Origin of the sequence: Polymorphospora sp. NPDC051019, assembly GCF_040683055.1 — a bacterium.
GTDB classification, from domain to species: Bacteria; Actinomycetota; Actinomycetes; order Mycobacteriales; family Micromonosporaceae; genus Polymorphospora; species Polymorphospora lycopeni.
Genome location: NZ_JBFBCH010000005.1, coordinates 372,724 through 398,161 on the forward strand (window position 1 = coordinate 372,724; position 25,438 = coordinate 398,161).

The following is a 25,438-nucleotide window of genomic DNA, read 5'->3' on the forward strand; positions in this document are numbered from 1 at the left end:
ATCAGTCCAGCGTGAAGTAGTCGGGGCCGGAGTAGGCGCCGGTGGTCAACTTGGTCCGCTGCATCAGCAGGTCGTTGAGCAGCGTCGACGCGCCGAACCGGAACCAGTCCGGGTCGAGCCAGTCTTCCCCGGCGGTCTCGTTGACCAGCACCAGGTATTTGACCGCGTCCTTGGTGGTGCGGATGCCGCCGGCCGGCTTGACCCCGACCTGCCGGCCGGTGCGGGCCCGGAAGTCGCGTACGGCCTCCAGCATCACCAGCGTCACCGGCAGCGTCGCCGCCACCGGAACCTTGCCGGTGGAGGTCTTGATGAAATCGCCGCCGGCCAGCATCGCCAGCCACGAGGCGCGGCGCACGTTGTCGTACGTCGCCAGCTCGCCGGTCTCCAGGATCACCTTCAGGTGCGCGGCGCCGCACGCCTCCTTCACGGCGGTGATCTCCTCGAAGACCTCCAGGTAGCGGCCGGACAGGAAGGCACCCCGGTTGATCACCATGTCGATCTCGTCGGCGCCGGCCGCCACCGCCGCCCGGGTGTCGGCGAGCTTGACCTCCAGCGGCGCCTGCCCGGACGGGAACGCGGTCGCCACGCTCGCCAGGTGCACCCCGGTCCCGCGCAGCACCTCGGCCGCCACCGGCACCATCGCCGGATAGACGCAGACCGCCGCCACCGCCGGACAGGACGGGTCGGCCGGGTCCGGGCGCACCGCCTTCGCCGACAGCGCGCGGACCTTGCCCGGGGTGTCGGCGCCCTCCAGCGTGGTCAGGTCGACCATCCGGATCGCCAGGTCGATCGCCCACGCCTTGGCCGTCGTCTTGATCGACCGGGTGCCGAGCATCGCGGCCCGCTGCTCCGCGCCCACCTGGTCGACACCGGGCAACCCGTGCAGGAAAGCACGAAGAGCCGCCTCTGACCCTGTCACATGGGACAGCTCGGACACCGTTGTCGCCGTCATACGCCCGAGTCTACGCACGCGCCGATCCCGCGATCCGGCTCGCGCGCCCATCGACGGACGCCCCATCCACTCACGCCCGGTACGGGGCCGACGGGTACGCCCACGCCTCGGTAAGGACAGGTGCGTACGGGCGGGTAGGTTGAGCGATCGTGGACGTACTCGTAGTTGATCATGTTTTGGCCGGCTCGCGACTCACCGCGATGCGCGACGCCCGCACCGACTCGGCGGCGTTCCGCGCCGCCCTGCACGAACTCACCACCATGCTCGTGTACGAGGCGGCCCGCACCTTCCCCGCCGAGCGCTACCCCATCGAAACCCCGGTCGGCCCCACCCAGGGCACCCGGCTCGCCAACCCGCCACTGCTCGTACCGGTCCTGCGCGCCGGCCTCGGCATGGCCGACGCCGCCCTCGCCCTGCTCCCCGAATCGTCGATGGGCTTCGTCGGCCTCGCCCGCGACGAACACACCTACGAGCCCCGCGCCTACATGGAGTCGCTTCCCGCCGACCTCACCGGCATCCCGGTCCTCGTCCTCGACCCGATGCTCGCCACCGGCGGATCGCTCGAACACTGCTGCCGGCTGCTCACCGAACGCGGTTGCACCGACATGACCGTGCTCTGCGTACTCGCCGCCCCCGAAGGCATCGACCGGCTGCGCCGCTCCGGCCTGCCGCTGCGCGTCGTCACCGCCTCCATCGACGAAGGGCTCAACCACCGGAAGTTCATCGTCCCCGGCCTCGGCGACGCCGGCGACCGTCAGTTCGGCGGTATGCCCCGGTTCTGAGTTTGCTGGCCTCGCCTGCGGCTCGGCTGGCTGAGCCAGCCCTCGCGGAGCGAGGGCTGGCTCGCTCCGCTTCGCGCCGCCTAATCGCACCGTCTTCGCCCTGCGGGCCGCGACCGCTTCGCGGCGCGGTCCTCGGGCTCCAGACGGTGCGGCGGCGCTCGGTCGACTCGCGACTCCGGTCACGGTCAGAGCTGTCCGTCGATTGCTTCGTCGGGGTGTTTCGGTTTGCGGTGGTTGCGGGCGATGGCTGTCTGCTTTGTTGGGATCGTTGGCTTTGGTCTGAGGGTGTGCGTTGTTGATCTGAGCGGGAGAGACCCTATCCGGGCTGGATAGGGTCTCTCCCGCTCAGATCAACATCCTTCGGCGGCTTGCCGGCGAAGGGCAGCAGGCGGAGTCAGCTCCAGCTCCAGCTTTGGGCCTTGCCGTCCTTGAAGGGCATGACGCCGTGGAAGACGCGGGGCTCGGGGGCGAAGACCAGGGGCAGGAAGTGGTGGTCGCTCTCCCACATCGGCACGCGGCCGGCCAGGATGTCGGCCAGGTCGGTCCAGAGCAGGGTGCCCTCGGGGCAGTCCTGCTTCGGCTCGCCGGTCCAGGACGGGATACGGAAGACGAAGCCGAACCAGTTCTCGCCGGACCGCCCGAAGCCCGGCCACGACACCGTGCCGGCCAACTCGACGGTCTCGCAGTCCAGGCCGGACTCCTCGTGGATCTCGCGGCGCATGCCGGCGACCACGTCCTCGCCCGGCTCCAGCTTGCCGCCGAGGCCGTTGTAATACCCGTAGTGCAGGTCGTCGGGGCGGGCGTCGCGGCGGAGCATCAGCACCTGCCGGCGGTCGGGGGACAGCACGTAGCCGAGCGTCGCGATGATGGCCTGCACCGGGCCACCTTAAGCGAACCGGTCCGGCCGGGCCGGCGGGACCGTAGGCCCGGCCGTCCGGCGGCCCGACCGCGAGGAACGGTCCGGCCGCGAGGAACGGTCCGGTGGCGAACAGCGGTCCGGTGACCGGGCCCGGTGGCGGGGGGACCGGCCCGGGCGCTGGTGCGACGGTCGGTACACCCGGATACGGCGCCCGCCGGCAGCGGCGGCGGAGCGTGTCTACGATCGGACGGCCAGGATGGATGCGGGACATGCGCGGACCGACTACCGTTCCGGGCCATGACGTCTGTTGCTCTCGCCGAAGAGCTGCTGCTGCTGGCCTACGACGACGAGTCCGGTAAGGCGACCGGCTCGCGGATCGGCCTGGACCTGGGGATGGCCGCGGCGGTGCTGGTCGACCTGGCGCTCGCCGGCCGGTTGGCCTATTCCGATGGCTCGATGGTCGTGATCGACGAGACGCCGACCGGCTCACCGCTCGCCGACGAGGTGCTGGCCCGGATCGCGGCCGACACCCCGAACAGCCCGGCCGCCTGGGTGCAGCGGCTGCGGCACGGCCTGCGCGACCGCGTGCTCGCCGGCCTGGTCGCCCGTGGGATCGTCCAGGATGTCGACGAGACCGCCCTCGGGTTCATCCACGTGCACCGCTACCCGATGACCGACGCGACGGCCGAGACCGATGCCCGGGACCGGCTGGCGAAGGCGCTCACCGGGGACGGGACGCCCGACGAGCGTACGGCCGCACTGGCCACCCTGATCGCCGCCGTGCGGATGGAGCCGACCCTCGGGCTCAGCGGCTCCGCCATCGACGACGCGCACCGCCGGCTGCAGGAGATCGCCGGCAGCGCAGGGTTCGGCGGCACGGTCAGCCTCGACGAGTCGACCGTACGGCCGTCGGTGGCGCTGGTGATCGCCACGCTGACCCGGGCCATCGACGCCGCCCTCGGCGCCCGCGCCTGACCGCCTGACCGTCCCGGCCGGCGGGCCGCCGAGCCCTCGAGCCGCCTGACCGTCTCGGCCGCCGAGCCGCCTGGTGGCCGCCGAGCCCTCGAGCCGTCCGGCCGACGGGCAACAGCAGCCCGGGCGCCCGCACCGGTCGGCCCGGGCGCCCGGTGTCGGTCACCAGATGCCGAGCGCGGCGGCGGTTTCGGTGCGCAGTGCCTGCAACGACGCGGCCGCCCGGCCCCGGGCCCCGGGGACGTCGTCCGCGGCGACCGGTTCGATTACCTCGAGGTACGCCTTCAATTTCGGCTCGGTGCCGGAGGGGCGTACGACGACCCGGGTCGAGGCGGTGCGCAGGATCAGCACGTCGGCGGCGGGCAGCAGGTCCTCCGTGGACGTGACCGGCTCGTCGAGCAGCGTGTCGGGGGTGCGGTTGCGGATGTGGGTCATGGCGGCGTCGATCTCGGAGAGGTCGTCGACGCGTACCGAGAGCTGGTCGGTGGCGTGCACCCCGAACTCGGCGGCCAGCTCGTCGAGCCGGCCGGTGAGCGTACGGCCCTCGGCCTTGAGCCCGGCGGCGAGTTCGGCGACGGTCAGCGCGGCGCTGATCCCGTCCTTGTCGCGTACGTGGTCGGGGGCGACGCAGTAGCCGAGCGCCTCCTCGTAGCCGTAGGCGAGGGGCTCGTCGCCCGCCCCGGCCCGGACGATCCACTTGAAACCGGTGAGTGTTTCGTCGAACGGCAGGCCGCGGGCGGCGCAGATGGTCCGCAGCATCGACGACGACACGATGGTGGTGGCGTAGAGGCCGGTCCGGCCCCGGCGGATCAGGTGGTCGGCGAGCAGTATGCCGACCTCGTCGCCGCGCAGCATCCGCCACTTCCCGCCGTCGGGTACGGCGACCGCGCACCGGTCGGCGTCGGGGTCGTTGGCGATGGCGATGTCGGCGCCGGTCTGCTCGGCGAGGGCTGTCAGCAGGTCGGTGGCGCCCGGTTCCTCGGGGTTGGGGAAGCTGACCGTCGGAAAGTCGGGGTCGGGTGCGGCCTGCTCGGTGACGACGGCGGGGGTGCCGAAGCCGGCGCGGGCGAAGGTGGCGGTGAGCACGGTGGCCCCGACCCCGTGCAGCGGCGTGTAGGCGATCGTCAGGTCGCGTGGCCCGTCCCGGTCGACCACGGCGGCGGCACTGTCCACGTACGACTCGACGAGGTCTTCGCCGAGGACGGTGCCGGGGTCGCCGAGCGGCACCGCGGACAGCGGTCCGACGGCCCGGATCGCCGCCTCGATCTCGGTGTCGGCGGGGGGCACGATCTGGGCGCCGGCGCCGGACGGGCCGCCGAGCGCGGTTCCCAGGTAGACCTTGTAGCCGTTGTCCTGGGGCGGGTTGTGGCTGGCGGTGACCATCACACCGGCCGCCGCGCCGAGCCGTCGTACGGCGTAGGCCAGGACCGGGGTCGGCAGCGGGCGGGGGAGCAGGACGGCCTCCCGGCCGGCACCGGTCGCCACCTTGGCGGTCTGCTCGGCGAACGCCCTGGAGCCGTGCCGGGCGTCGTACCCGATGACCAGCGGGCCGTCGGCGTCGCGGGCGGCGAGCCAGGCGACCAGGCCGGCGGCGGCCTGGGTGACGACGGCGAGGTTCATGCCGTTGGGGCCGGCCCGTAGCGGCCCGCGCAGCCCGGCGGTGCCGAAGGTCAGCGGCCCGGCGAACCGGTCGGTGAGTTCGGCCGCGCTGCCCGGCAGCCGGTCGATCACCTGCCGGAGTTCGTCGCGGGTGGCGGGATCCGGGTCGTCGTCGAGCCAGATCCGGGCGCGCTCGCGCAGTTCGTCTAGTCCGGTCGTGCCGGTGCCGGTTGCCATCCCGTCTTGATAACACGGGCCGGCCCGGTATGCCGCCCCGGCCCGGCAGTCCCGCCGGAACCGGGATCCGGCCGGGATACGCCGCGGCCCCACCCCGCCGGAGCGGGATGGGGCCGCCGGTGGTCTGGCGACGGCTATCCGTTGCCGGTCACCTGGAAGGTGCGGGTCATCTCGTCGAAGACCGGCCGGCTCTCCTCGAACCGGGTCTCGGGCGAGGTCAGGTAGAACGAGTAGGCCGTGCCGTTGGCGATGACGGCCTGCCACACGCCGTGCCGCTTGGTCTCGCCGTCACCGCAGGTGTATTCGAGTTCGGCGGCCGGCTGGCCGGCGAGCTCGACCTGACGCAGGACGATCTGGTTGTACGGCTTGGCGCAGGAGGAGGCGTTCTTGTCCAGCCGCCCGGCGGCGGCCTGGAGGAAGCGCATCGGGTCGGTGTTGGCCTTCTCCACCAGGATGCGTACCCGCCGGCCGGAGTCCTCCGGGTCGGTGAAGTCGATCCACACCCCGGTGCCGGTCTGCTTCCAGTCCTTGGGCACGTTGACCGACAGCCCGCGTTCGGCGTGCGTCTGCACCTCGAACGCCGGCCCGGCGGGTTCGGTGGGCGCGACCACCGGTGGCGTGGACGGTGCCTCGTCGTCGGAGCCGTTGAAGACCACGAAGGCGCCGATCAGCAGCAGCACGGCCAGCCCGCCGGCGGCGGCGAGCTGGATCTTGCGCGGCCAGCCCTTCACTGTGGTGATCAGGGAGTTTCCGGTGCGCTGTACGCCGGCGACGGCCTGCGAAACGGCACCCGGCCCACCTTGGGCGGGCGGTGCCGGGGCGCCGACGGTGACGACCGGGGCGGCGACGGTGGCCGGGCCAGGCGGCGGCGACGGTCGGGCGGCGACGGTCGGGCCGACCTGGGTGGCCGCCGCGTTCACGCCGCCGGGCGCCCAGGCCTGGGCGGTCGGCTCGTCCCACCGTTGCGGTTGCGGTGCCGGCATCTCGCCGGTCGCGCCGGGGTTGTCGGGGTCGAGCCCGGCGGCCGCGTACTGGGCCGGGGTCGGCATCTGCCGGCCGGCCTTCCGCAGCGCGGCGAGCCGGTCGGTCAGCGACTCGCCGGGGGCGATCATCGCCCGGCCGCCGATGTTGCCGGTCGGCGCCGGCTGCGAGGGCTTCGCGGGCGGCGCCGCTGCCGGCGCCGACCCCGCTGGCGCCGCCGGGGGGGTCGGCGGCTGCCAGGCCGGCCGCTGCGCGGGTACGACCGAGTAGGGATCGGTCGTCAGGTGGCCCGGTGCCTTGCTGGCGAGCTGGCCGGCCAGCAGTTCCCGGAGCATGTTGCGGGCGGTGTGGGTGTCGAGCCGGCGGGCCGGGTCCTTCTCCAGCAGCCCCATCAGCATCGGTCCGAGTACGCCGGCCCGGGTCATCGGCGCGGGCGGGTCCTCGACCACGGCGTGCATCGTCTCGATCGGGTCACCGCGGTCGAACGGCGGACGACCCTCGACGGCGGTGTAGAGCGTGACACCGAGGGAAAAGAGATCGCTGGGCGGCCCGAACTCGCTGCCCATGGCCCTTTCGGGAGAGATGAAGTGCGGCGAGCCGAGAACCATGCCAGGGGTCGTGAGCTGCACGTCCGTCGGCATCCGGGCGACACCGAAGTCGGTGAGTACGCAGCGGCCGTCGGAACAGATCAGCACATTGGCGGGCTTCACGTCGCGGTGCAGTACTCCGATTGCGTGCGCCACCTCCAGTGCGCCGAGCAGCGCGATGCCGATCTTGGCGACCGCCCGGAGGGCCAACGGGCCGTCCTCGATCACCATGTCGGCGAGGCTGCGGGCGTCGAGCAGTTCCATCACGATCCATGGCCGACCGGCTTCGGTGACCACGTCGTAGACCTGCACGACCGCGGGGTGTTGCAGGGCCGCCGCGGCCCGCGCCTCGCGCAGTGTGCGTTCGTACATGGCGTCGCGGTCGCTGGGGGCGAGTCCGGGCGGGAGGATGACCTCCTTCACCGCCACGTCGCGGCGCAGCAGCGTGTCGGCTGCCCGCCACACCGTGCCCATGCCGCCGTGGCCGACGGCTGCGCGAAGTGCGTACCGTCCGCCGATTGTGGTGCCTGGTGCCGCGCGTCCGCTGGTAGGGCTGATTGGTCCGCCACTCCACGTCGGAATTTGAGTCACAGGAAATGCCGCCGAGGTAATCGAGGGTCCCGGATAACAACCCCTCTATCTTGGCGGTTGGGATGCCAGAAGGAAAAGGCGAGGGTGGACCTCGATCCGAAGTTGACTGGTTGCAGCCGCACCGTTGCCCTAAGTCCCGAAAGTTGTACGCAGCGTGCGGAATCCCTTACCCGTTCGGCGGAGCGTGGATCCGGCGAACGTGCTCCATTCGCCGAAAGGGGCGTCCCGCGGCCCGCATACGGTCGGCGAAGACTGTGGGACGCTGCGTAACGTGGGGTGTCCGGGTCGACGGGCCCCGCCGGGCCGAAGGTGGGTGCCGCTGCCGCCGCCCGTCGTTTCGTCACGCCCCGTAGGGGCTGGGGTGTATCGGCCGGACCTGCGGGTACCTACGGTGGGTGACGGCGACGGACCGCCTGTGCGGGCGAAACGTGCGCGGGTGTGGCACGGTGGGGGCGGGCTCGGGTCTGATCGATGTTCGCCGTACGCGTTCGTCAGGACTGGACGACACCTCCACTTGGTGGTGGTCTAGGGGTTTACGTCCGTTTTGTTATGCACCCGACGTGACCATCGCGACTGTCACACGTTGTAGGAGGTGTGCGAGACATGGCGGCGAACGAAACCAGTGCACACGCTGCCGCGCGAGCAACTCAGCAGGGATTTCGTGACTCTGTGCGATCTGAATACTACCGTAACGAAGTTGCGCAGCGTCACCGTCCTCGGTCTAGGCTGTCCAACGGATCACAAACTTCTACTGATCGAGAATTCGACGTGACGAGTGCGTTGACACTGCCCACCAGCAGTCCACTGGCGTCGTCCTGGCCCGAAACTCCGCCCGGGGCCGACGCGTTGCCCGGTCAGCTCGACCGCTGGCTCGCCTCCCGTGGAGCCGAACTGGTAAGCGTGCGTCGCCACATCCACGCGCATCCCGAGCTGTCCCACCAGGAGTTCGAAACCGCCGCGCTGATCGCCCGCGAGCTGGCCGTGGCCGGTCTCAACCCGCGCCTGCTGCCCAAGGGCAACGGAGTCATCTGCGACGTCGGCGAAGGCGACCGGGTCATCGCGCTGCGCGCCGACCTCGACGCGCTGCCGCTGCCCGACACCAAGGACGTGCCCTACCGCTCCACGGTCGACGGGGTGGCGCACGCCTGCGGGCACGACGTACACACCACCGTCCTGCTCGGTGTCGGCCTCGCGCTCGCCCAACTCGCCGACCGCGACGAGTTGCCCGGCCGCGTACGCCTGCTCTTCCAGCCGGCCGAGGAGGTCATCCCGTCCGGCGCACCCGAGGTGATCGCCGCCGGTGGGCTGAACGACGTGGCCGCGATCTACGCGTTGCACTGCGCCCCCCAACTGGCCGCCGGCCTGGTCGGCGTCCGCTCCGGGCCGCTGACCGCCGCCGCCGACACCGTCGAGGTCCGGCTCACCGGCCGGGGCGGGCACACCGCCCGCCCACACCTGACCGCGGACCTGATCCACGCGCTCGGCCGCGTGATCGTCGACGTACCGGCCCTGCTCGACCGGCGGATCGACGCCCGCGCCGGCGTCTCCATGGTCTGGGGACGGGTGCACGCCGGCGAGGCGTACAACGCCATCCCCGGCGAAGGCAGCATCAAGGGCACCGTACGGATCCTCAACCGCGAGGCGTGGCGGGAGGCGCCCGAGCTGATCAGCCAGCTCGTCAAGGACGTCGTCGCCGGCACCGGTGCCGAGGCCGAGGTGGTCTACACCCGGGGCGTTCCGCCGGTGATCAACGACCGGATGGCATCGGCGATCGTCGCGGGCGCCGCCGGGGCCGCGCTCGGACCCGACAGTGTCGTCGAAGCCGAGATCAGCATGGGCGGCGAGGACTTCGCCTTCTACCTGGACCAGGTGCCCGGTGCGATGATCCGGCTCGGCACCGGCGTTCCGGGCGTCGACAGCGGCTTCGACATCCACCAGTCCGCGTTCGACGTCGACGAGCGGGCGATCGGGTACGGCGTGCGGGTGATGGTGCACACCGCGCTGGCCGCACTGGCCGCCGGCACGTTCTGAGTTGGTTGGCCCTCGCTCCGCGAGGGCTGGCTGAACTGGTTGGCCCCGCCTCCGGCGGGGCTGGCTCGCTCCGCCTGAACGCACCGTCTTCGCCCTGCGGGCCGCGACCGCTTCGCGGCGCGGTCCTCGGGCTCCAGACGGTGCGGCGGCGCTCGGTCGACTCGCGACTCTGGTCGCGGTGAATTGATAGCCCTGGTCGTGGTCTACCCGCGACCTTGCTCGTGGTCTGTTCGCGGCCCCGGTCGCGGTCGAGTTCGTCGTCGTCTGCTGCGTTGAGGGGCCGGGCCGTCATACGGCCCGGAAGTGGCTGACGGTGCTGGGCCGGTCCGCCCACCCACTCCCATAGGGGAGTTTGGGGTGGGTGGGCGGACGTGGCTCGAACCAGTGGCCGGCCCGGCGGTCGCCGGTCAGGACCGCGGGGGTGCGGTGACCGTGGCGGGCTCGACCGGCGGGCGGCGGTTGCGGCGCCGGAGCAGCCAGACGAGTGCGGCCACCGGCAGGCCGAGCACGATCAGCCACGGCAGCAGCGCGCCGACGATGGTCAGCAGCACCAGCAGCGATGTGACGAACATCTCCCAGCCACCCTTGAGGCCCTGGACGAAGCCGAGTTCCTCCCCGTCGCGCTCCGCCTCGGGGCCGAGCAGCACCAGGGTGATCGTGGACAGCGCGGTCAGGTCGTCCAGCCGGCGCTTCTTCGCCTCCAGCGAGGCCAGGTCGGCCTCCCGCTTGGCCAACTCGCTCTCGAGCATCACCAGTTCGGTGAGGTTGGTGGCGCGGGCCAGCAACTGCCGGCCGCTCTCCACCCGGGCCCGCTGGCTGGCGAGCCGGGCGTCGAGGTCGAGGGCCTCCTCGGTGACGTCCTGCGTACTGATGTCGCGCTGCTCCTGGTCACCGAGCCGGGCCAGGTCGTCGACGACCGGGCCGAACCGGTTCGCCGGGATCCGCAGCTCCAGTGAGGCGGTCGAGCGCCGGTCGTCGCTGGTGCGCTTGTCCACCCCGACGAACCCGCCGGCCCCGGTCGCGATCGCGGTCGCCCGTCCGGCGGCCCGTTCGACGTCGTCGACCCGTACGGTGATCGAACCGGTGTAGATGATCGCCCGCTCGTCGATCCGGAACCGCACCGGCGCGCCTGCCGCCGGCTGCCCGGCCCCGGGCCCGCCGCCGGCCTCCGGCGCCGCCGCCACGTCGTCCTGCCCGGACTGCTGCTGGTGGTACGGCGCCGCCGAGTCCGCCGTGGACTCCGTGGTCGAGCTGCACCCGGTGAGCGCGAGCGCGGCCGCCACGCCAACGGCGGTCAGGACCACGCCGACCCGTCGTACTGCCATGTCCCCCTCCGATCAGTGCCGTCGCCGGCCCACCCGGTGGCGGTTGCGTCCGCCCACCGTCCGGCGATCCGTCAGACGCGCGGCGCGGGTACGCCGGTTCCGGCAGACTTCCGGGGAGACATCTCGATTCGGTGCCGAGGGAGTCACGATGCAACTGACCAAGTACGGCCACTCCTGCGTCCGTATCGCGCACGACGGAGCGGTGCTGGTCATCGATCCGGGTGGCTTCAGCGAGCCGGCCGCGCTCGACGGGGTGGACGCGGTTCTGATCACCCACGAGCACTTCGACCACATCGACGTGGACGCCCTCGGTGACGCGCTCGCGAAGCGGGCCACGGTGACGGTGCACACCCACGCCTCCGTGCTGCCCAAGCTCGCCGGGCTCGGCGGCGTGGTCACCGCCGTGGAGCCGGGCGACACGTTCGCCGCCGCCGGGATGCGGATCCAGACGTTCGGCGGCTGGCACGCCGAGATCCATCCGGAGATCCCCCGGGTGCCCAACCTCGGCTTCCTGGTCAACGATCAGGTCTACCATCCGGGCGACTCGTTCGACGTGCCCGAGGGGGTGCAGGTCGACACGCTCTTCGTGCCGGTCTCCGCGCCCTGGCTGAAACTCTCCGAGGCGGTCGACTTCGTCCGCGCCGTCGCCCCGCGCCGGGCCTTCGCCCTGCACGACGCCCTGCTCAGCGACGCCGGCCACACCGTCACCGACGCCAACATGAGCAAGCTGTCCGGGTGTGAGTACGCCCGCCTGGAGCCCGGCACCCGCGTCCGCTGACCCGCTGCGCGGCTCGGACGGACACGGCAGGATGGCGGACGTGGCCGATGACATCGAGCAGCGCCTCTACACGGTGCCACCGGACCGGTTCGTCGCCGCCCGTGACGACGCGGTCGCCGCCGCCCGGGCCGCCGGTGACCGCGACGCCGCCCGGCGGATCGCCCGCCTGCGCAGACCCACCCTCGCCGCCTGGCTGGTGAACCTGCTGGCCATCAACCGGCCGGAGCTGGTGGCCGACCTGGTCGAGTTGTCGGCGGCGTTGCGGACCGCCCAACGGGAGCTGCGCGGCGAGCGGTTGCGGGAGCTGTCCAACCAGCGCCGTGCTGCCGTGAACGCGCTGGTCGCCGCAGCCCGGGACCTCGCCCGGGCGGCCGAGCCGGCCGTCGCGGCCGGCAAGCTGCCGCTGCCCGAGGTCGAGGCGACCCTCAACGCGGCACTGTCCGACGCGGATGTCGCCGAGCAGGTGCGGTCAGGACGGTTGCTCCGGCCGGTCAGCTACGCGGGCTTCGGCGAGGTGCCGCGCCCCCAGCTGCGGCTGCTGACCGGTGGCGCGGGCCCGGCGGAACCGGCGGCCGGCCCGCCGGGGAAGGGCGGGCGGGAGCGGCCCGGCGAGGAGCGGACCGAGCCGGGGCGGGAGCGGGCCGAGCGGGAGCGCGCCGAGGAGGCGGCCCGGGCCGGGCAGCGCCGGGAGCTGACCCGCGAGCTGGCGGCGGCCCGTACCCGGCAGAAGCGGGCCGAGACGGACCTGCGCCGGTGCGAGGCGGCCGAACACGACGGGGTCGGGGCACTGAACCGGATCGAGGCCGAGTTGGCCGAGGTGGAGCGCCGGAGGGCCGCGGCCGAGGAGGAGGTCGGTCGGCGCCGGACGGCCCGTCGCGCCGCCGAGCGGGCCGCCAGCACCGCCCGTCGGCACGCCGGTGAGGTCGAGGCGGCGATCGAGGCGTTCGACGCCGAGACTGTTCCACAGGCGGCCCGGAGGGCAGACTCAGGGAGCGCCGGCCGCCGGCCGGCGCCGAAGGAGAGGCGGCGCGGTTGACCCCCGAACAGACCGCCGGCGCCGTCCGGGCCAGCGTGTCGGAGATCGGTACCGCGTTCAGCGAGTCCCCCCGCACGCTGCGCCGGGCCCGGCTGCTCGGCCTTTCCGGCTGGGCGTTCCACGTCGCCGGCCGGGCCGGCGCGCTGGGTGACGTACGTGCCGAGACGGTGGCGGCGGCCCTGGGCTTCATCGCCCCGGAGGCGGTCGCCGACGGCTGGGACGGGGCGCTGCGGGTGGCCGGCCCGGCCGACGTCGCCGCCCACAACCTCGCCGAATGCTGCCGGTGGGGGGTCGAGAACCTGGGCGACTTCCCACGGGTGTCCCGGCTGGTCGAGCTGGCCGGCCGGGTCGTCGAGGCCGCCGACCCGGCCGGTATGCCGCTCTTCGCCGCGTGGCGGGCGATGCCGGTGCCGGACGACTCGCCCGGTGCCCGGGCGGCGGTGCTGCTTCTGCTGCTGCGTGAGCACCGGGCCGGTGCACACCTGCTGGCCGTGCGGGCGAGCGGCATGACCCCGCTGGAGGCGATCATCGCCGGACCGGAGGGGGAGGGCGGGGCGCTCGCGTACGGCTGGTCGCCACCGTTCCCGCCGGCCGAGCCGCTGATCCGGCGCTCGCTGTGGGCCGACGCGGTCGCCGACGGGATCACCTCGGGCGCGTACGCCGTACTGGGCGTCGCCGAGCGGGTCGAACTGGTCGGGCTGCTGGAGAGCACGGTGGCCAGGCTGCGTGCCGTACCCGCCGGTGACCTCGACGACCCGGTGGGCGGGCGGGCGGAGCCGGGCAGTCGGCATGCGGACAGAAGCCCGTAATTCAACGGCGCGGGGCGGCCCGTCACGGGTTCAATGCCAGGCGTGATCCTTCCTGACGGCTGGTCGACCCGGCCCCCCACCATCGACGACGTGCCGGCGCTGCTCAAGGTGACCCATGCCAGCGACATCGCGGCCGTCGGCTATCCCGATTTCCCCGAGTACGAGGTCCGGGAGGTGCTGGAGGCACCGCACACCGACCTCGCCCGCGACCAGCTGGTCGCCGTCGACCCCGACGGGACCGTCGTCGGCTGGGCCTATCTCGACAACCCCAACCAGGCCACCCGCGAGTTCGTCGAGGTCTACGTACACCCCGAACTCGGCGTCCCGGCGCGGGCGGTGCTGCTGTCCCGGCAGCTCGCGCGGGTCGCGGAGAAGGCGGCCGAACTCGGGCTCGACCGGATGACCGTCCGGGCCGGAGCCGTTCCGACCGAGACCGGCTGGGCCGGTGACCTGCGGGCGGCCGGCTTCGGGTTCGTGAAGCGGTACGCCCGGATGTCCCGCCCGCTGGACGGCGTGTCGACGACCCCGCCGGCGCCGCCCGCCGGGGTGGAGGTACGGGTGGTGGACCCGTCCTCCGACGACGACATGCGGACCTTCCACCGGGTGCTGGACACCGCCTTCCGGGACACCCCGGACTACGACCCGATGACCTACGAGCACTGGCGGGAGCGGATCGCCGCGCTGAGCAGCGTCGCCTACGACGAGTGGTTCGTCGCCACCGTCGACGGCGTGGTCGCCGGCATCCTGCAATCGTCCGACCAGGGTGCCGAGGACGACGAGGGCTGGGTGCGCTACCTCGCCGTGCTGCGCGAGCACCGCAAGCGGGGCATCGGCGCGGCGCTGCTCGGGCACGCCTTCGCCGGCTACGCCGCCAAGGGGCGCGAGCGGGCCGGGCTCGGCGTCGACCTGAGCAACCCGACCGAGGCGGCCCGCCTCTACCGCGCGGCCGGCATGACCGCGTCGTACGAGGCCGACATCTTCGAACGGACCGTCGAGGCGACCGCCGGGTGACCTGGCCGGCCCGGGTGCGGTGCCCCTCGGCGCCGCACCCGGGGGCGGACCGGGCTAGGGCGACGTGGTGCGGGTCGGCCGGGTTCGCAGCTGGGCGACGTAGTCGTCCGGCGCGCCCGCCTTCTCCGCCGCGTTGGCGATCTCCGACAGGTACCAGGCGGTCGGCAGGCCGCCCTCGTAGCCGTCGAAGACGAACACCCAGGCGGTGACCTCGCCGTCGAGGGTGGCCACCCGTACGTGTAGCTTGCGGTAGGTCCCGGCTACGACGCCTTCGACCTCGTCAAGCTGGGCAGCGTCCCAGGGATGTACGTCGTAGAGGGCGACGAACACGCGGTCGCCGGGCGACTCGACGACCGTGGTGACGGCACCTTCCCAACCGATCACCCCCTCCCCGGCGAAGGTGAGGCGCCAGCCTTCCAGCCAGCCGGTGCCCACCATTGGCGAATGCGGACAGTAGGCACGCATCCGAGCGGGGTCGAGGTTTGAGCCGTACGCGGCGTAATGACGCACGGCGATGACGATAGCTCGGCGAGGCGGTCGTGGAGAATACGACTGTGCGTGTCGGCACGGATCGAGGGAAGAAAGTCGCGGCGGGTGTTGCCGTAGATACCGAGGGTGACTAGGGAAGGGCGAGTGTCGTGAGCCGTATCGTGATCATCGGAGGTGGGCCGGCCGGCTACGAGGCGGCGCTGGTCGCCGCCCAACTCGACGCCGAGGTCACGGTGGTCGAGGCCGACGGCGCCGGTGGCGCCTGCGTGCTCTCCGACTGCGTCCCCTCGAAGACCTTCATCGCCAGTTCGGACGTGGTGACCGGCTATCGCGACACCGAGGAGTTCGGGGTGCACTCCGACGGGCTCGAGGCGGTCACCGTCGACGCCCTCGCTGTGCACGAGCGGGTCAAGCGGCTCGCGCTGGCCCAGTCCGGCGACATCCACGCCAAACTCGTCAAGGCCGGGGTGATCTTCGTCCACGGCACGGCGCGGCTCGGCGACGACACGCTCGGTCACACCCACCGGGTGTTGGTGACGCCCGCGCACGGTGACGCCCCGTACTCGATCGACGCCTCGACCGTGCTCATCGCGACCGGCGCGACCCCGCGCGTGCTGCCGTCGGCCCGACCGGACGGCGAACGGATCCTCACCTGGCGCCAGATCTACGACCTGCCGGCCCTGCCCGAGCGGCTCATCGTCATCGGCTCCGGCGTGACCGGCGCCGAGTTCGCCAGCGCCTACCTCGCGATGGGCGTCGACGTGACGCTGGTCTCCAGCCGCGACCGGGTCATGCCGCACGAGGACGCCGACGCCGCGATGGCCATCGAGCGGGTCTTCCGGTCCCGGGGCATGACCATCCTCAACAACTCGCGGGCGGCCGGGGTGACCCGTACCGCCGACGGGGTGCGGGTCGAGCTGGCCGACGGGCGTACGGTCGACGGCTCGCACGCCCTGATGGCCGTCGGCTCGGTGCCCAACACCGAGGGCCTGGGCCTGACCGAGTACGGCGTCAACGTCGCGCCGGGCGGCTACGTCGCCGTCGACCGGGTGTCGCGGACCAACGTGCCCGGCATCTACGCGGCCGGCGACTGCACCGGAGTGCTGCCGCTGGCCAGCGTCGCCGCGATGCAGGGCCGGATCGCCATGTGGCACGCGCTGGGCGAGGCGGTCCAGCCGCTGCGGCTGCGGACGGTCCCGGCGAACGTCTTCACCGATCCCGAGCTGGCGACCGTCGGCGTCTCGCAGAACGAGGCGGACGCCGGCAGCGTCCCGGCCCGCCAGGTGATGCTGCCGCTGGCCGGCAACGCGCGGGCCAAGATGGCCGACCTCCAGGACGGCTTCGTCAAGCTCTTCTGCCGGCCGGCCAGCGGCCAGGTGATCGGCGGGGTCGTGGTCGCGCCGAAGGCCAGCGAGCTGATCCTGCCCATCGCCATCGCGGTGGAGAACCACCTGACGGTGAACCAGCTCGCCCAGACCATCACGATCTATCCGTCGCTGTCCGGGTCGATCACCGAGGCGGCCCTTCAGCTGATGCTGCACGAGCCGGAGTAGCGGCGCCACCGGCCCGGCGCCGGGCCAGCGGCGGCAGCGGCGTCACCGGCCCGGTCGGCCCGGCCCGGCAGCGGCGGCGGCCCGGCGGCCGGCCGGGTCGGCGAGCGCCAGCGCCCAGCCGGCGCCGGCGAAGACGACCGCGGCCAGCGCCGCCACCACCAGCAGCCGCCACGCCGACTGGGTGAGCGCCGAGCCGCCGACGTGGCCGACGAACCCGCCGTACGCCGCCCAGCCGAGCGCCGCCGCCGCGTCGTACGTCACGAAGAGCCGGGCCGGATAGCGTGCCCGACCGGCGTGGAAGCACGCCGCCATCCGGCCGCCGGGAACGAACCGGCAGATCAGGATGACCAGTGGCCCGGGCCGGCGCAGCCCACGACCGAAGCGGCTCGCCGCGCGGCGGGCCCGGGCCCACCGCCGGGCGGCACCGAGCAGCGGGGTCGTATCCCCGTCCGACGGCTGCGTGCCGGCGGGGAGTGGTTCCGCGCCCGCGGGCGCGACCTGGCGGGGCCGGCGCAGGGCGGGCAGCCGGGCACCGGCCGGCGTCCACCGGCCGAGCAGGTAACAGGCCAGGTCGCCGGCGAACATACCGGCCGCGCCGACCAGGATGGTCAGCCGCAGGTCTAGCTGACCGTAGACGGTCAGCGCCCCGCCGGTGATCATCACCGCCTGGGTCGGTACGACGGGTACGACGGCGTCGACGGCCAGCAGCCCGAGCAACGCGAGATAGGCCCAGGTGGGCGACGCGGTGAGCAACTCGGTCAACGTAACCTCGGCGCGGTCGGCCAGCGGTGGAGAGCCGGCGGTGTCCGGCACTTGACGACGACCGTCACGGTACGCGGCCGGACGCGACAGGTGCCGGACGTGCGCCCAGGTGTCGACCTCGGCACACCGGCGACGGACCGCACGTGCGCCGAACGCCCGCCGGCCGGCGTACCGTTGAGAAGCGCGGCCGTCGACCTCCGGGTCCCCGTTCGGCGACGGGTCCGGCCGCCAGCGGGTCGCGGACAGGTCCCGTGTCCGCGACCCGCCATCGTGTCCGTCGCCGGTCCGGTGTTACCCGCCCGCAACGCGGCCGGCGTAGGTTCGACCCACGCGGGGTACGGGGCACTCTGGACCGCGGTCGCGAGCGGAAGGCGGCATCGCCATGGCTGACCTGTTCGAGGACTACCGCCTCGGTCCGGGCTGGGACGAGATGTTCGTCGACCCGGGCCTGCCGCGCGAGACCTACGAGGCCCTGCACGCCACCCTCCAGCCACTGTCGAGCGCCGAACTCGGCGTACGCGCCGACGTGCTGGCCCGCGCCTTCCTCGACCAGGGCATCACCTTCGCGCTCAAGGGCGTCGAGCGGCCGTTCCCGCTCGACATCGTGCCACGCATCATCGCCGCGGAGCAGTGGCGGACCGTCGAGGCCGGGGTCGCCCAGCGGGTACGCGCCCTGGAGGCGTTCCTCGCCGACATCTACGGCGCCGGGCAGGTGCTCGCCGACGGCGTCGTACCCCGCCGGATCGTGGTCACCAGCGCGCACTTCCACCGCGAGGCGGCCGGCATCAACCCCACCAACGGGGTACGCATCCAGGTCGCCGGCGTCGACCTGATCCGCGACGAGCAGGGCACCTTCCGGGTGCTGGAGGACAACGTGCGGGTCCCGTCCGGGGTCAGCTACGTGATGGAGAACCGGCGGGCGATGGCCCACGTGCTGCCCGAGGTCTTCGCCGCCTCCCGGATCCTGCCCGTCGAGTCCTACCCGGCGCAGTTGCTGCGGGCGCTGCGCGCGGCCGCGCCGACCGGGGTCAACGATCCCACGGTCGTCGTGCTCACCCCCGGCGTGCACAACTCCGCCTACTTCGAACACGCCCTGCTCGCCCGCGAGATGGGCGTCGAACTGGTCGAGGGGCGCGACCTGGTCTGCCTGGGCAACGAGGTCGCCATGCGGACCACGGCCGGCGAGAAGCGGGTCGACGTCATCTACCGGCGCATCGACGACGAGTTCCTGGACCCGGTGCACTTCCGGGCCGATTCGATGCTCGGCGTCGCCGGCCTGCTCAACGCCGCCCGCGCCGGCCGGGTCACCATCGCCAACGCGGTCGGCAACGGCGTCGCCGACGACAAGCTCCTCTACACGTACGTGCCCGACCTGATCCGGTACTACCTGGGCGAGGAGGCGATCCTGCCCAACGTGGAGACCTACCGGCTGGAGGATCCCGACGTCCTCGGGTACGTCCTCGACCGGCTCGACCAGCTCGTCCTCAAGCCGGTCGACGGCTCCGGCGGTGCCGGCATCGTGATCGGCTCGCAGGCCACCGACGCGCAGCTCGCCGAACTCCGTACGCGGGTCAGCCACGACCCGCGCGGCTGGATCGCCCAGCGCGAGGTCGCCCTGTCGATGGTCCCCACCCTGATCGGCAACCGGCTGCGGGCCCGGCACGTCGACCTGCGGCCGTTCGCCGTCAACGACGGCGACAAGGTCTGGGTGCTGCCCGGCGGGCTCACCCGGGTCGCGCTGCCCGAGGGCGCGCTGGTGGTCAACTCCAGCCAGGGCGGCGGCTCCAAGGACACCTGGGTGCTCGCCGGCACCGCGTCGGCCGCCACCCCGGTCGACGACCCGCCGGTCCTCGTCGCGATCCCGGAGCCGGTGGAACCGGTCAGCGTGCCCGCGCCGCGCAGCCCCGATCCCGGGCCGGGGCTCGGCCCGGCGATCGCCCAGCAACAGCAGCAACAGCAGTCCGCCCGGACGGTCGGGGAAGGGGCCGCCCGAATGGTCGGGGAGGAGGACGCATGCTGAGCCGGATCGCCGAGTCGCTCTACTGGATCGGCCGCTACGTGGAGCGGGCCGAGGACACCGCCCGCATCCTCGACGTACACCTGCACCGGATGGTCGCCGACCCGTGGGTCGACGAGGAGGTCGCCTGCCGGTCGCTGCTCGCCGTCATGGGCGTCGCCGGCGCCGACGGGCCGGTCACCTCGGCCCGGGTGGTGGGGCTGCTCGGCCTCGACGAGCAGAACCCGAGTTCGGTGGTCGGGGCGCTGGCCGCGGCCCGGGAGAACGCGCGTGGCGCCCGCGAGACGGTGTCGTCGGAGATGTGGGAGTGCCTCAACACGACCTGGCACGGGCTGCCGGACGCCCGGCGGCGGGTCGAGCAGCAGGGCGTACACGCCTTCTTCCGCTGGGTCCGGGAACGCTGCTCGGTGATGGCCGGTCTCACCGACGCCACCATGAGCCGCGACGAGGGCTGGCACTTCCTGGTGCTGGGCCGCAGCGTCGAACGGGTCGACATGACCGCCCGGCTCCTGTCCACCCACGTACGCGCCGGCGGCAGCATCCCGTCCTGGCTGACCCTGCTGCGGTCCTGCGGGGCGTGGGAGACGTTCCTGCGCACCTACCGTGGCTCGCTCGACGACCGCTACGCCGCCGAGTTCCTGCTGCTCGACCGGCTCTTCCCGCGCTCGGTCTTCGCCGCGCTGTCGCGCGCCGAGGCGTGCCTGTCCGAACTGGAACCCGACCCGGGCCGGGCCGGGGTCGCCACCGACGTGCAGCGCATCGTCGGCCGGGCCCGGACCGGCCTGGAGTTCCGCGGCGCCGACGAGCTGATGACCGACCTGGGTGGCGTACTGGCCAGCCTGGAGGGAACCTGCTCGCAGATCAACGACGCGGTGTCCCGCCGCTACTTCCGGCAGACGTCGGCGGTCTCCTGGGTTTCCGAGGCCGTGGCATGACGAGTCCCGGTCCCCGATCCGCCGGTCGGCAACGGAGGTACGACGCGTGACGGTCAGCAGTTGGCGGTTGAAGATCCAGCACCGGACCGGGTTCACCTACGCCGGCAAGGTCGACTCGTCGTACAACGAGGCCCGGATGTCGCCGCGCAACGAGACCCGCCAGGCGGTGCTGGACGCGCGGGTGGAGGTGTGGCCGACGGCCCGGACCTACCGCTACGAGGACTACTGGGGCACCATCGTCACCGCGTTCGACGTGCACAGCGCGCACGAGTCGTTGCAGGTGACCGCCACCGCCACGGTCGAGACGCTGCCCGCCGGCGACCTGCTGCCGAGCGCCGGCGGGGTCGGCTGGGAGGAGCTGGCGACACCGGCCAACGTGGACCGGTGGCACGAACTGCTGCTGCCGACCCCGCGTACCGCGATCGACGAGGAGCTGACCGAACTCGCCGAGTCGGTGCGGGCGGACCATCCGACCCCGCACGCGGCGGCGATGGCTCTCTGCGAGCTGATCCGCGCCGAGATGAAGTACGAGGCCGGGGCGACCGGGGTGCAGACCGACGCGGTGCAGTCCTGGCGCCAGCGCAAGGGGGTCTGCCAGGACATCAGTCACCTGGTGGTGGGGCTGCTGCGGGCGATGGGCACCCCGGCCCGGTACGTCTCCGGCTACCTGCACCCGAACCCCGAGGCGGCGGTCGGCGAGACGGTGGTCGGCCAGAGCCACGCCTGGGTGGAGTGGTGGGTGGGCCGCTGGACGGCCTTCGACCCGACCAACGGCGTACCGGTCGGCGAGCGCCACGTCGTCGTCGGCCGCGGCCGCGAGTACGCCGACGTCCCCCCGCTGAAGGGCGTCTATTCAGGCCCCCCCAACACCGGTCAGGGCGTGGAAGTCTCCCTGACCCGCCTCCGCTAGCCCTCCAAGATCCGCGTGATCAGGGACCTGGACGGGCGTGTCGTCGGCGTGTCGGGGTGCAAACTCCCTGATCACGGTGATCAGGAACGGGTGGCGGCGCGGCGCGCGCGAGAGCTAGGCTGTGCGGCATGCGTAATGCGGCAGTGCTGACGACGACGCCGGGGAACCCCGGCGCGACGCGCTGACGTAACCAGTCGACGACGAAGCCCCGGGGCGACCGCCCCGGGGCTTCGTCGTGCTCCGCGAGTGGGTCGCCCCCGTACCCGATCGAGGAGACCGACATGGTCGACCACCGCAAGCTCGGCCGCGAGCTGGGCATCTTCCACTCCGACCCGCTCTCCGGGGCCGGCCTGCCGATCTGGCTGCCGGACGGCGCGGCCGCCCGGCACGCGGTCGAGGAGTACATCCGCGAACTGGAGCGCCGGGCCGGCTACCAGCACGTCTACTCACCCCCGCTCGGCCGGCGGGACCTCTTCGAACTCTCCGGCCATCTCGGGCATTTCGTCGACGACATGTTCCCGCCGCTGCGGATGGGCGACGACGAACTGATCCTGCGCCCGGCCCTCTGCCCACACCACTGCCTGGTGTACGCCGCCCGCGGCCGTTCCTACCGTGACCTGCCGCTGCGGATCGCCGAGATCGGCGGGATGTACCGTTCCGAACGGTCCGGCGTGCTCGGCGGCCTGACCCGGGTACGCGCCATCTCCCTCAACGACTCGCACAACTTCTGCGCCCTGGAGCAGGTCGGTGCCGAGGTGGCCGACGTGCTACGACTCACCTCCGAGGCGCACGCCGCGCTCGGCGTACGGCCGGCGGGTTACCGCCTGTCGTTGCGCGGGCCGGGCGGCAGCTACGTCGGGGACGACGAGTCGTGGCGGCGGGGCGAGCAGTTGCTGCGCGAGGCGCTGTCGGGGCTGCCGTACGAGGAGGCGCCCGGCGACGCGGCGTTCTACGGACCGAAGATCGACATCCAGGTACGGGACGCCGCCGGGCGCGAGTCGACCCTGTCCACCGTGCAGATCGACTTCGACAAACCGGAGCGCTTCGACCTGTCGTACGCCGATCGTGACGGTGGCCGGCGGCGGCCGGTGCTGGTGCACCGCAGCCTGGTCGGCAGCATGGAGCGGCTGTTCGCCTACCTGATCGAGGTGCACGAGGGCGCGTTTCCGTTCTGGTTCGCCCCGGTGCAGGTCGAGGTGCTGCCGATCGGTGCCGACCAGTTGCCCGCCGCCGAGGCGTTCGCCCGGTCGGCGGTCGAGGCCGGTCTGCGGGTACGGGTCGAGTCCGACGGGTCGCTCGGCGCCCGGATCAGGGACAGCGCGAAGCGGAAGGTTCCGTACGTGGCGGTGATCGGTGCCCGGGAGGCGGCGGACGGGCTGGTGGCGCTGCGTTCGCGGGACGGCCGGGCGCTGGATCCGCTGCCGGTGACCGTGGCACTGCGCAGGTTCACCGAAGCGGTCGCCTCCCGCTCACCGGCGCTGCTCTCCTGAGCGTGACGCGCCGGGCGTGCCGGATCATGGCAGCGCGGCGGCCACGGCCAGCGCGACGAAGAAGATCTGCTCGATGGCCCGGGGCACCAGTGGGGTGGCCGGCCGGCCTCCGAACGGGACCCCGCGCCGGGCCGCCGAGACGTTCGCCGGAAACATCGCGACCATCAGCAGCGCGAGGGCGACGGCGGCCCAGGGGGCGGTGGCCGGGATCAGCAGGCCCACGGCTCCGGCGAGTTCGAGCACACCGGTCACCGTGACCAGCAGTTCGGGGCGGGGCAGGCCGGGCGGGACCATCGCGACCAGGTCGGCCCGGAGCTTGGGTACGACGTGCGCGCTGGCGGTGACGACGAACATCACGGCCAGCCCGACCCGTAGCGCGGGTTGCCAGGCGTCGAGGGCCCCGATCCCGAGCAGCCCGGCCAGGCGGGCGACGGCGAAGCCGGCGACAAGGGCGATCAAGGGAGCCACGGGTTCTCCTTGTCCAGGTGAACGAGAACTTGTCGACGTCAAGATTTGCTCACGGGAGCCAACTTGTCAACGACAAGATATGGTGGGGGTGTGAGCAAGAAGGATGGGGCGTACCACCATGGCGACCTACGTCGTGCGCTGCTCGCCGCGGCGGTCGAGGCGATCGGTGAATCGGGCCCGTCGGCGGTCAGCCTGCGCGACCTCGCCCGGCGTGCCGGCGTGTCGCATGCCGCCCCGGCCCACCACTTCGGTGACAAGGCCGGCCTGCTCACCGTGCTGGCCGCGGAGGGCTTCGACCGGCTCGCCGACACCCTGCGACCGGTCATCGCGCAGACCGGAAGCCTGCTGGAGACCGGCGTGGCGTACATCCGGTTCGCCGTCGACCACCGGGCACATTTCGAGGTGATGTTCCGGCCGGAGCTCTACGACCACGACAATCCGGCCGTGGTCGCCGCCCGGCAGCGCGCCACCGACACGCTCGCCGCGGCGGTCGCCACCCGGGGCGAAGCCGGCGCCGACGCCCGGATGGACGGGCTCGCCGCGTGGTCGATCGTCCACGGCTTCGCGACCCTGTGGCTGGGTGGTGCGCTGCCCGCGGACCTGGGCCCGGACCCGGAGGCCGCCGGGCGGCCGGTCCTCCGCCGCCTCGTCGACCGGCCCTGACCGCGCCCGGCGCGGCTCGACGACTCCCCGGATCCGGTCCCGACCGCCGCCCGGGACCAGATCACCAACTTGTCGGCAGTGGCATCCCCTCGGTGTAACCGGCCGCGCTCTGCGTGCCCACCACGGCCCGGGTGTGGAACTCGGCCAGGTTTGCCGCGCCCGCGTAGGTGCACGCGCTGCGCACCCCGGCCACGATCTCGTCGATCAGGTCCTCGACCCCGGGGCGAGCCGGGTCGAGGAACATCCGCGCCGACGAGATGCCCTCTTCGAAGACCGCCTTACGGGCCCGGTCGAAGTGGCTGTCCTCCGCGGTGCGCGCACTCACCGCCCGGGCCGACGCCATTCCGAAGCTCTCCTTGTAACGCTGCCCGTCGGCGTCGGTGTAGATGTCGCCGGGGGACTCGTAGGTCCCGGCGAACCAGGAACCGATCATCACGTTCGAGGCGCCGGCGGCCAGGGCCAGTGCCACGTCCCGGGGATGGCGCACGCCTCCGTCGGCCCACACGTGCCGCCCGAGCCGGCGGGCCTCGGCGGCGCAGTCGAGCACCGCCGAGAACTGCGGTCGGCCGACCCCGGTCATCATCCGGGTCGTGCACATCGCACCCGGCCCCACGCCGACCTTGAGGATGTCCGCGCCCGCCTCGATCAGGTCGCGCACGCCCTCGGCGGTCACCACGTTGCCCGCCGCCACCGGCACCGGCGGGTCGAGGGCCCGGACCGCCCGCAAGGCCGCGATCATCCGCTCCTGGTGGCCGTGAGCGGTGTCGACGACGAGCGTGTCGACACCCGCCGAGATCAGAGCGGCGGCCTTGCCTGCGACGTCACCGTTGATGCCGATGGCCGCGGCGACCCGCAGCCGGCCGTGGGCGTCGAGTGCCGGCCGGTAGAGAGTGGCGCGCAGCGCACCCTTCTGGGTGAGCACGCCGACTAGCCGGCCGTCGGCGTCGACGACCGGTGCGAGCCGCCGGCGGACCTGGGCCAGCAGGTCGAAGCCGGCACGCGGGTCGGCGTCGACCGGCACGGTGTGCAACTCGGTGGACATGACATCGCGGAGTTGGGTGAACCGGTCGACACCCGCGCAGTCGGCCTCGGTGACGACGCCGACGGGCCGGCTGTCGTCGTCGAGCACGACCACCGCACCGTGCGCCCGCTTGGGCAGCAGGTGCACCGCGTCCCCGACCGTGTCGGTCGGGGAGAGGCTCAGCGCGGTGTCGTGCACCAGGTGACGTTCCTTGATCCAGGCGATCACGTCGGCGACCACGTCGATCGGAATGTCCTGGGGCAGCACCGTGATCGCGCCGCGCCGGGCGACCGTCTCGGCCATCCGCCGCCCGGCGACGGCGGTCATGTTCGCCACCACCAACGGGATGGTGGTGCCGGTGCCGTCGCTGGTGGACAGGTCGACGTCGAGCCGCGAGCTGACGTCAGACCGGGCCGGGGCCATGAAGACATCGCTGTAGGTCAGTTCGTGCGCGGGTGCCGCGCCGGATAGAAACCGCACAAGAGCATCATGACCCGCGCCGGCCGACCGTGCCGCCGGTGTCACCGGTAGCGTCGTACGAAGATCAGTGGATCTGGCCGGAGCACACCGCCCCACCAGG

Annotated in this window: 22 protein-coding genes; 13 read left to right on the forward strand and 9 right to left on the reverse strand. The window is 72.8% G+C overall.

Annotated elements, in window-relative coordinates; translation table 11 throughout:
- Position 1 precedes the first annotated feature (1 nt).
- Positions 2 to 952 carry a deoxyribose-phosphate aldolase gene (deoC, locus tag AB0M79_RS13000; RefSeq protein ID WP_364211811.1) on the reverse strand — a complete coding sequence of 317 codons (951 nt, stop codon included), beginning with the start codon at positions 950 to 952 and terminating at the stop codon, positions 2 to 4.
- A 149-nt stretch (positions 953 to 1,101) separates the two neighbouring features.
- On the opposite strand from deoC, the gene upp reads away from it, so the two are divergent.
- Positions 1,102 to 1,734, forward strand: a complete 633-nt coding sequence (upp, locus tag AB0M79_RS13005; protein WP_364211814.1) for a uracil phosphoribosyltransferase — start codon at positions 1,102 to 1,104, stop codon at positions 1,732 to 1,734.
- Positions 1,735 to 2,128: 394 nt separating this feature from the next.
- On the opposite strand, the gene AB0M79_RS13010 is transcribed toward upp, so the two are convergent.
- Positions 2,129 to 2,611 carry an 8-oxo-dGTP diphosphatase gene (locus AB0M79_RS13010; protein WP_364211817.1) on the reverse strand — a complete coding sequence of 161 codons (483 nt, stop codon included), beginning with the start codon at positions 2,609 to 2,611 and terminating at the stop codon, positions 2,129 to 2,131.
- A 279-nt stretch (positions 2,612 to 2,890) separates the two neighbouring features.
- Here AB0M79_RS13010 and AB0M79_RS13015 point away from each other — a divergent pair, with 279 nt between their 5' ends.
- On the forward strand, positions 2,891 to 3,568 hold the full coding sequence (locus tag AB0M79_RS13015; RefSeq protein WP_357538839.1) for a GPP34 family phosphoprotein: 678 nt from the start codon (positions 2,891 to 2,893) through the stop codon (positions 3,566 to 3,568).
- A gap of 159 nt (positions 3,569 to 3,727) precedes the next feature.
- Here the strand turns inward: AB0M79_RS13015 and AB0M79_RS13020 are convergent, their stop codons facing one another.
- Together AB0M79_RS13020 and AB0M79_RS13025 are read right to left on the reverse strand one after the other, a co-directional pair.
- Positions 3,728 to 5,401, reverse strand: a complete 1,674-nt coding sequence (locus AB0M79_RS13020) for a phospho-sugar mutase (RefSeq protein WP_364211820.1) — start codon at positions 5,399 to 5,401, stop codon at positions 3,728 to 3,730.
- Positions 5,402 to 5,535: 134 nt separating this feature from the next.
- Positions 5,536 to 7,560, reverse strand: coding sequence for a protein kinase (locus AB0M79_RS13025; protein WP_364211823.1), 2,025 nt, complete (start codon positions 7,558 to 7,560; stop codon positions 5,536 to 5,538).
- Positions 7,561 to 8,328: 768 nt separating this feature from the next.
- Here AB0M79_RS13025 and AB0M79_RS13030 point away from each other — a divergent pair.
- Positions 8,329 to 9,591, forward strand: coding sequence for an amidohydrolase (locus AB0M79_RS13030; RefSeq protein WP_364211826.1), 1,263 nt, complete (start codon positions 8,329 to 8,331; stop codon positions 9,589 to 9,591).
- Between the two features lie 407 nt (positions 9,592 to 9,998).
- On the opposite strand, the gene AB0M79_RS13035 is transcribed toward AB0M79_RS13030, so the two are convergent.
- A complete protein-coding gene (locus AB0M79_RS13035) occupies positions 9,999 to 10,916 on the reverse strand; it encodes a DUF4349 domain-containing protein (protein WP_357538835.1) in 918 nt (305 codons plus the stop codon).
- Positions 10,917 to 11,064: 148 nt separating this feature from the next.
- On the opposite strand from AB0M79_RS13035, the gene AB0M79_RS13040 reads away from it, so the two are divergent.
- From AB0M79_RS13040 to AB0M79_RS13055, 4 genes are read left to right on the forward strand one after another with little or no spacing between them, the layout of a single operon-like run.
- The gene (locus tag AB0M79_RS13040) at positions 11,065 to 11,694 is read left to right on the forward strand and encodes an MBL fold metallo-hydrolase (RefSeq protein ID WP_357538834.1); all 630 of its coding nucleotides are present in this window, start codon (positions 11,065 to 11,067) and stop codon (positions 11,692 to 11,694) included.
- Between the two features lie 31 nt (positions 11,695 to 11,725).
- Entirely contained in the window at positions 11,726 to 12,730 is a 1,005-nt protein-coding gene (locus tag AB0M79_RS13045) for a hypothetical protein (protein WP_364211983.1), read from the forward strand.
- On the forward strand, positions 12,727 to 13,539 hold the full coding sequence (locus AB0M79_RS13050; protein ID WP_364211831.1) for a hypothetical protein: 813 nt from the start codon (positions 12,727 to 12,729) through the stop codon (positions 13,537 to 13,539). Before AB0M79_RS13045 ends, AB0M79_RS13050 begins: the two co-directional genes overlap by 4 nt.
- Before the next feature lie 42 nt (positions 13,540 to 13,581).
- A complete protein-coding gene (locus AB0M79_RS13055; protein WP_364211834.1) occupies positions 13,582 to 14,550 on the forward strand; it encodes a GNAT family N-acetyltransferase in 969 nt (322 codons plus the stop codon).
- Positions 14,551 to 14,604: 54 nt separating this feature from the next.
- Here AB0M79_RS13055 and AB0M79_RS13060 read toward each other — a convergent pair whose 3' ends face one another.
- Positions 14,605 to 15,060, reverse strand: coding sequence for a gamma-glutamylcyclotransferase (locus AB0M79_RS13060; RefSeq protein WP_357538830.1), 456 nt, complete (start codon positions 15,058 to 15,060; stop codon positions 14,605 to 14,607).
- A gap of 128 nt (positions 15,061 to 15,188) precedes the next feature.
- Between AB0M79_RS13060 and AB0M79_RS13065 the strand changes: the two genes are divergently transcribed.
- The gene (locus AB0M79_RS13065; RefSeq protein WP_364211837.1) at positions 15,189 to 16,592 is read left to right on the forward strand and encodes an NAD(P)H-quinone dehydrogenase; all 1,404 of its coding nucleotides are present in this window, start codon (positions 15,189 to 15,191) and stop codon (positions 16,590 to 16,592) included.
- 42 nt (positions 16,593 to 16,634) lie between these two features.
- Here AB0M79_RS13065 and AB0M79_RS13070 read toward each other — a convergent pair whose 3' ends face one another.
- The gene (locus tag AB0M79_RS13070) at positions 16,635 to 17,354 is read right to left on the reverse strand and encodes a DedA family protein (RefSeq protein WP_364211986.1); all 720 of its coding nucleotides are present in this window, start codon (positions 17,352 to 17,354) and stop codon (positions 16,635 to 16,637) included.
- 382 nt (positions 17,355 to 17,736) lie between these two features.
- Between AB0M79_RS13070 and AB0M79_RS13075 the strand changes: the two genes are divergently transcribed.
- The 4 genes from AB0M79_RS13075 (at position 17,737) to thrS (ending at position 22,706) form a co-directional block, all read left to right on the forward strand.
- A complete protein-coding gene (locus AB0M79_RS13075; protein WP_364211840.1) occupies positions 17,737 to 19,374 on the forward strand; it encodes a circularly permuted type 2 ATP-grasp protein in 1,638 nt (545 codons plus the stop codon).
- Entirely contained in the window at positions 19,368 to 20,306 is a 939-nt protein-coding gene (locus AB0M79_RS13080) for an alpha-E domain-containing protein (protein WP_357538827.1), read from the forward strand. Before AB0M79_RS13075 ends, AB0M79_RS13080 begins: the two co-directional genes overlap by 7 nt.
- Positions 20,307 to 20,352: 46 nt before the next feature.
- The gene (locus tag AB0M79_RS13085) at positions 20,353 to 21,216 is read left to right on the forward strand and encodes a transglutaminase family protein (protein WP_364211843.1); all 864 of its coding nucleotides are present in this window, start codon (positions 20,353 to 20,355) and stop codon (positions 21,214 to 21,216) included.
- A 281-nt stretch (positions 21,217 to 21,497) separates the two neighbouring features.
- Positions 21,498 to 22,706 carry a threonine--tRNA ligase gene (thrS, locus tag AB0M79_RS13090; protein ID WP_364211846.1) on the forward strand — a complete coding sequence of 403 codons (1,209 nt, stop codon included), beginning with the start codon at positions 21,498 to 21,500 and terminating at the stop codon, positions 22,704 to 22,706.
- A 24-nt stretch (positions 22,707 to 22,730) separates the two neighbouring features.
- Here thrS and AB0M79_RS13095 read toward each other — a convergent pair whose 3' ends face one another.
- On the reverse strand, positions 22,731 to 23,174 hold the full coding sequence (locus tag AB0M79_RS13095; protein ID WP_364211849.1) for a DoxX family membrane protein: 444 nt from the start codon (positions 23,172 to 23,174) through the stop codon (positions 22,731 to 22,733).
- Positions 23,175 to 23,264: 90 nt separating this feature from the next.
- Between AB0M79_RS13095 and AB0M79_RS13100 the strand changes: the two genes are divergently transcribed.
- Entirely contained in the window at positions 23,265 to 23,837 is a 573-nt protein-coding gene (locus tag AB0M79_RS13100) for a TetR/AcrR family transcriptional regulator (protein ID WP_364211852.1), read from the forward strand.
- 61 nt (positions 23,838 to 23,898) lie between these two features.
- Here AB0M79_RS13100 and AB0M79_RS13105 read toward each other — a convergent pair whose 3' ends face one another.
- Positions 23,899 to 25,338, reverse strand: a complete 1,440-nt coding sequence (locus AB0M79_RS13105) for a GuaB1 family IMP dehydrogenase-related protein (RefSeq protein WP_357538822.1) — start codon at positions 25,336 to 25,338, stop codon at positions 23,899 to 23,901.
- Positions 25,339 to 25,438 lie beyond the last annotated feature (100 nt).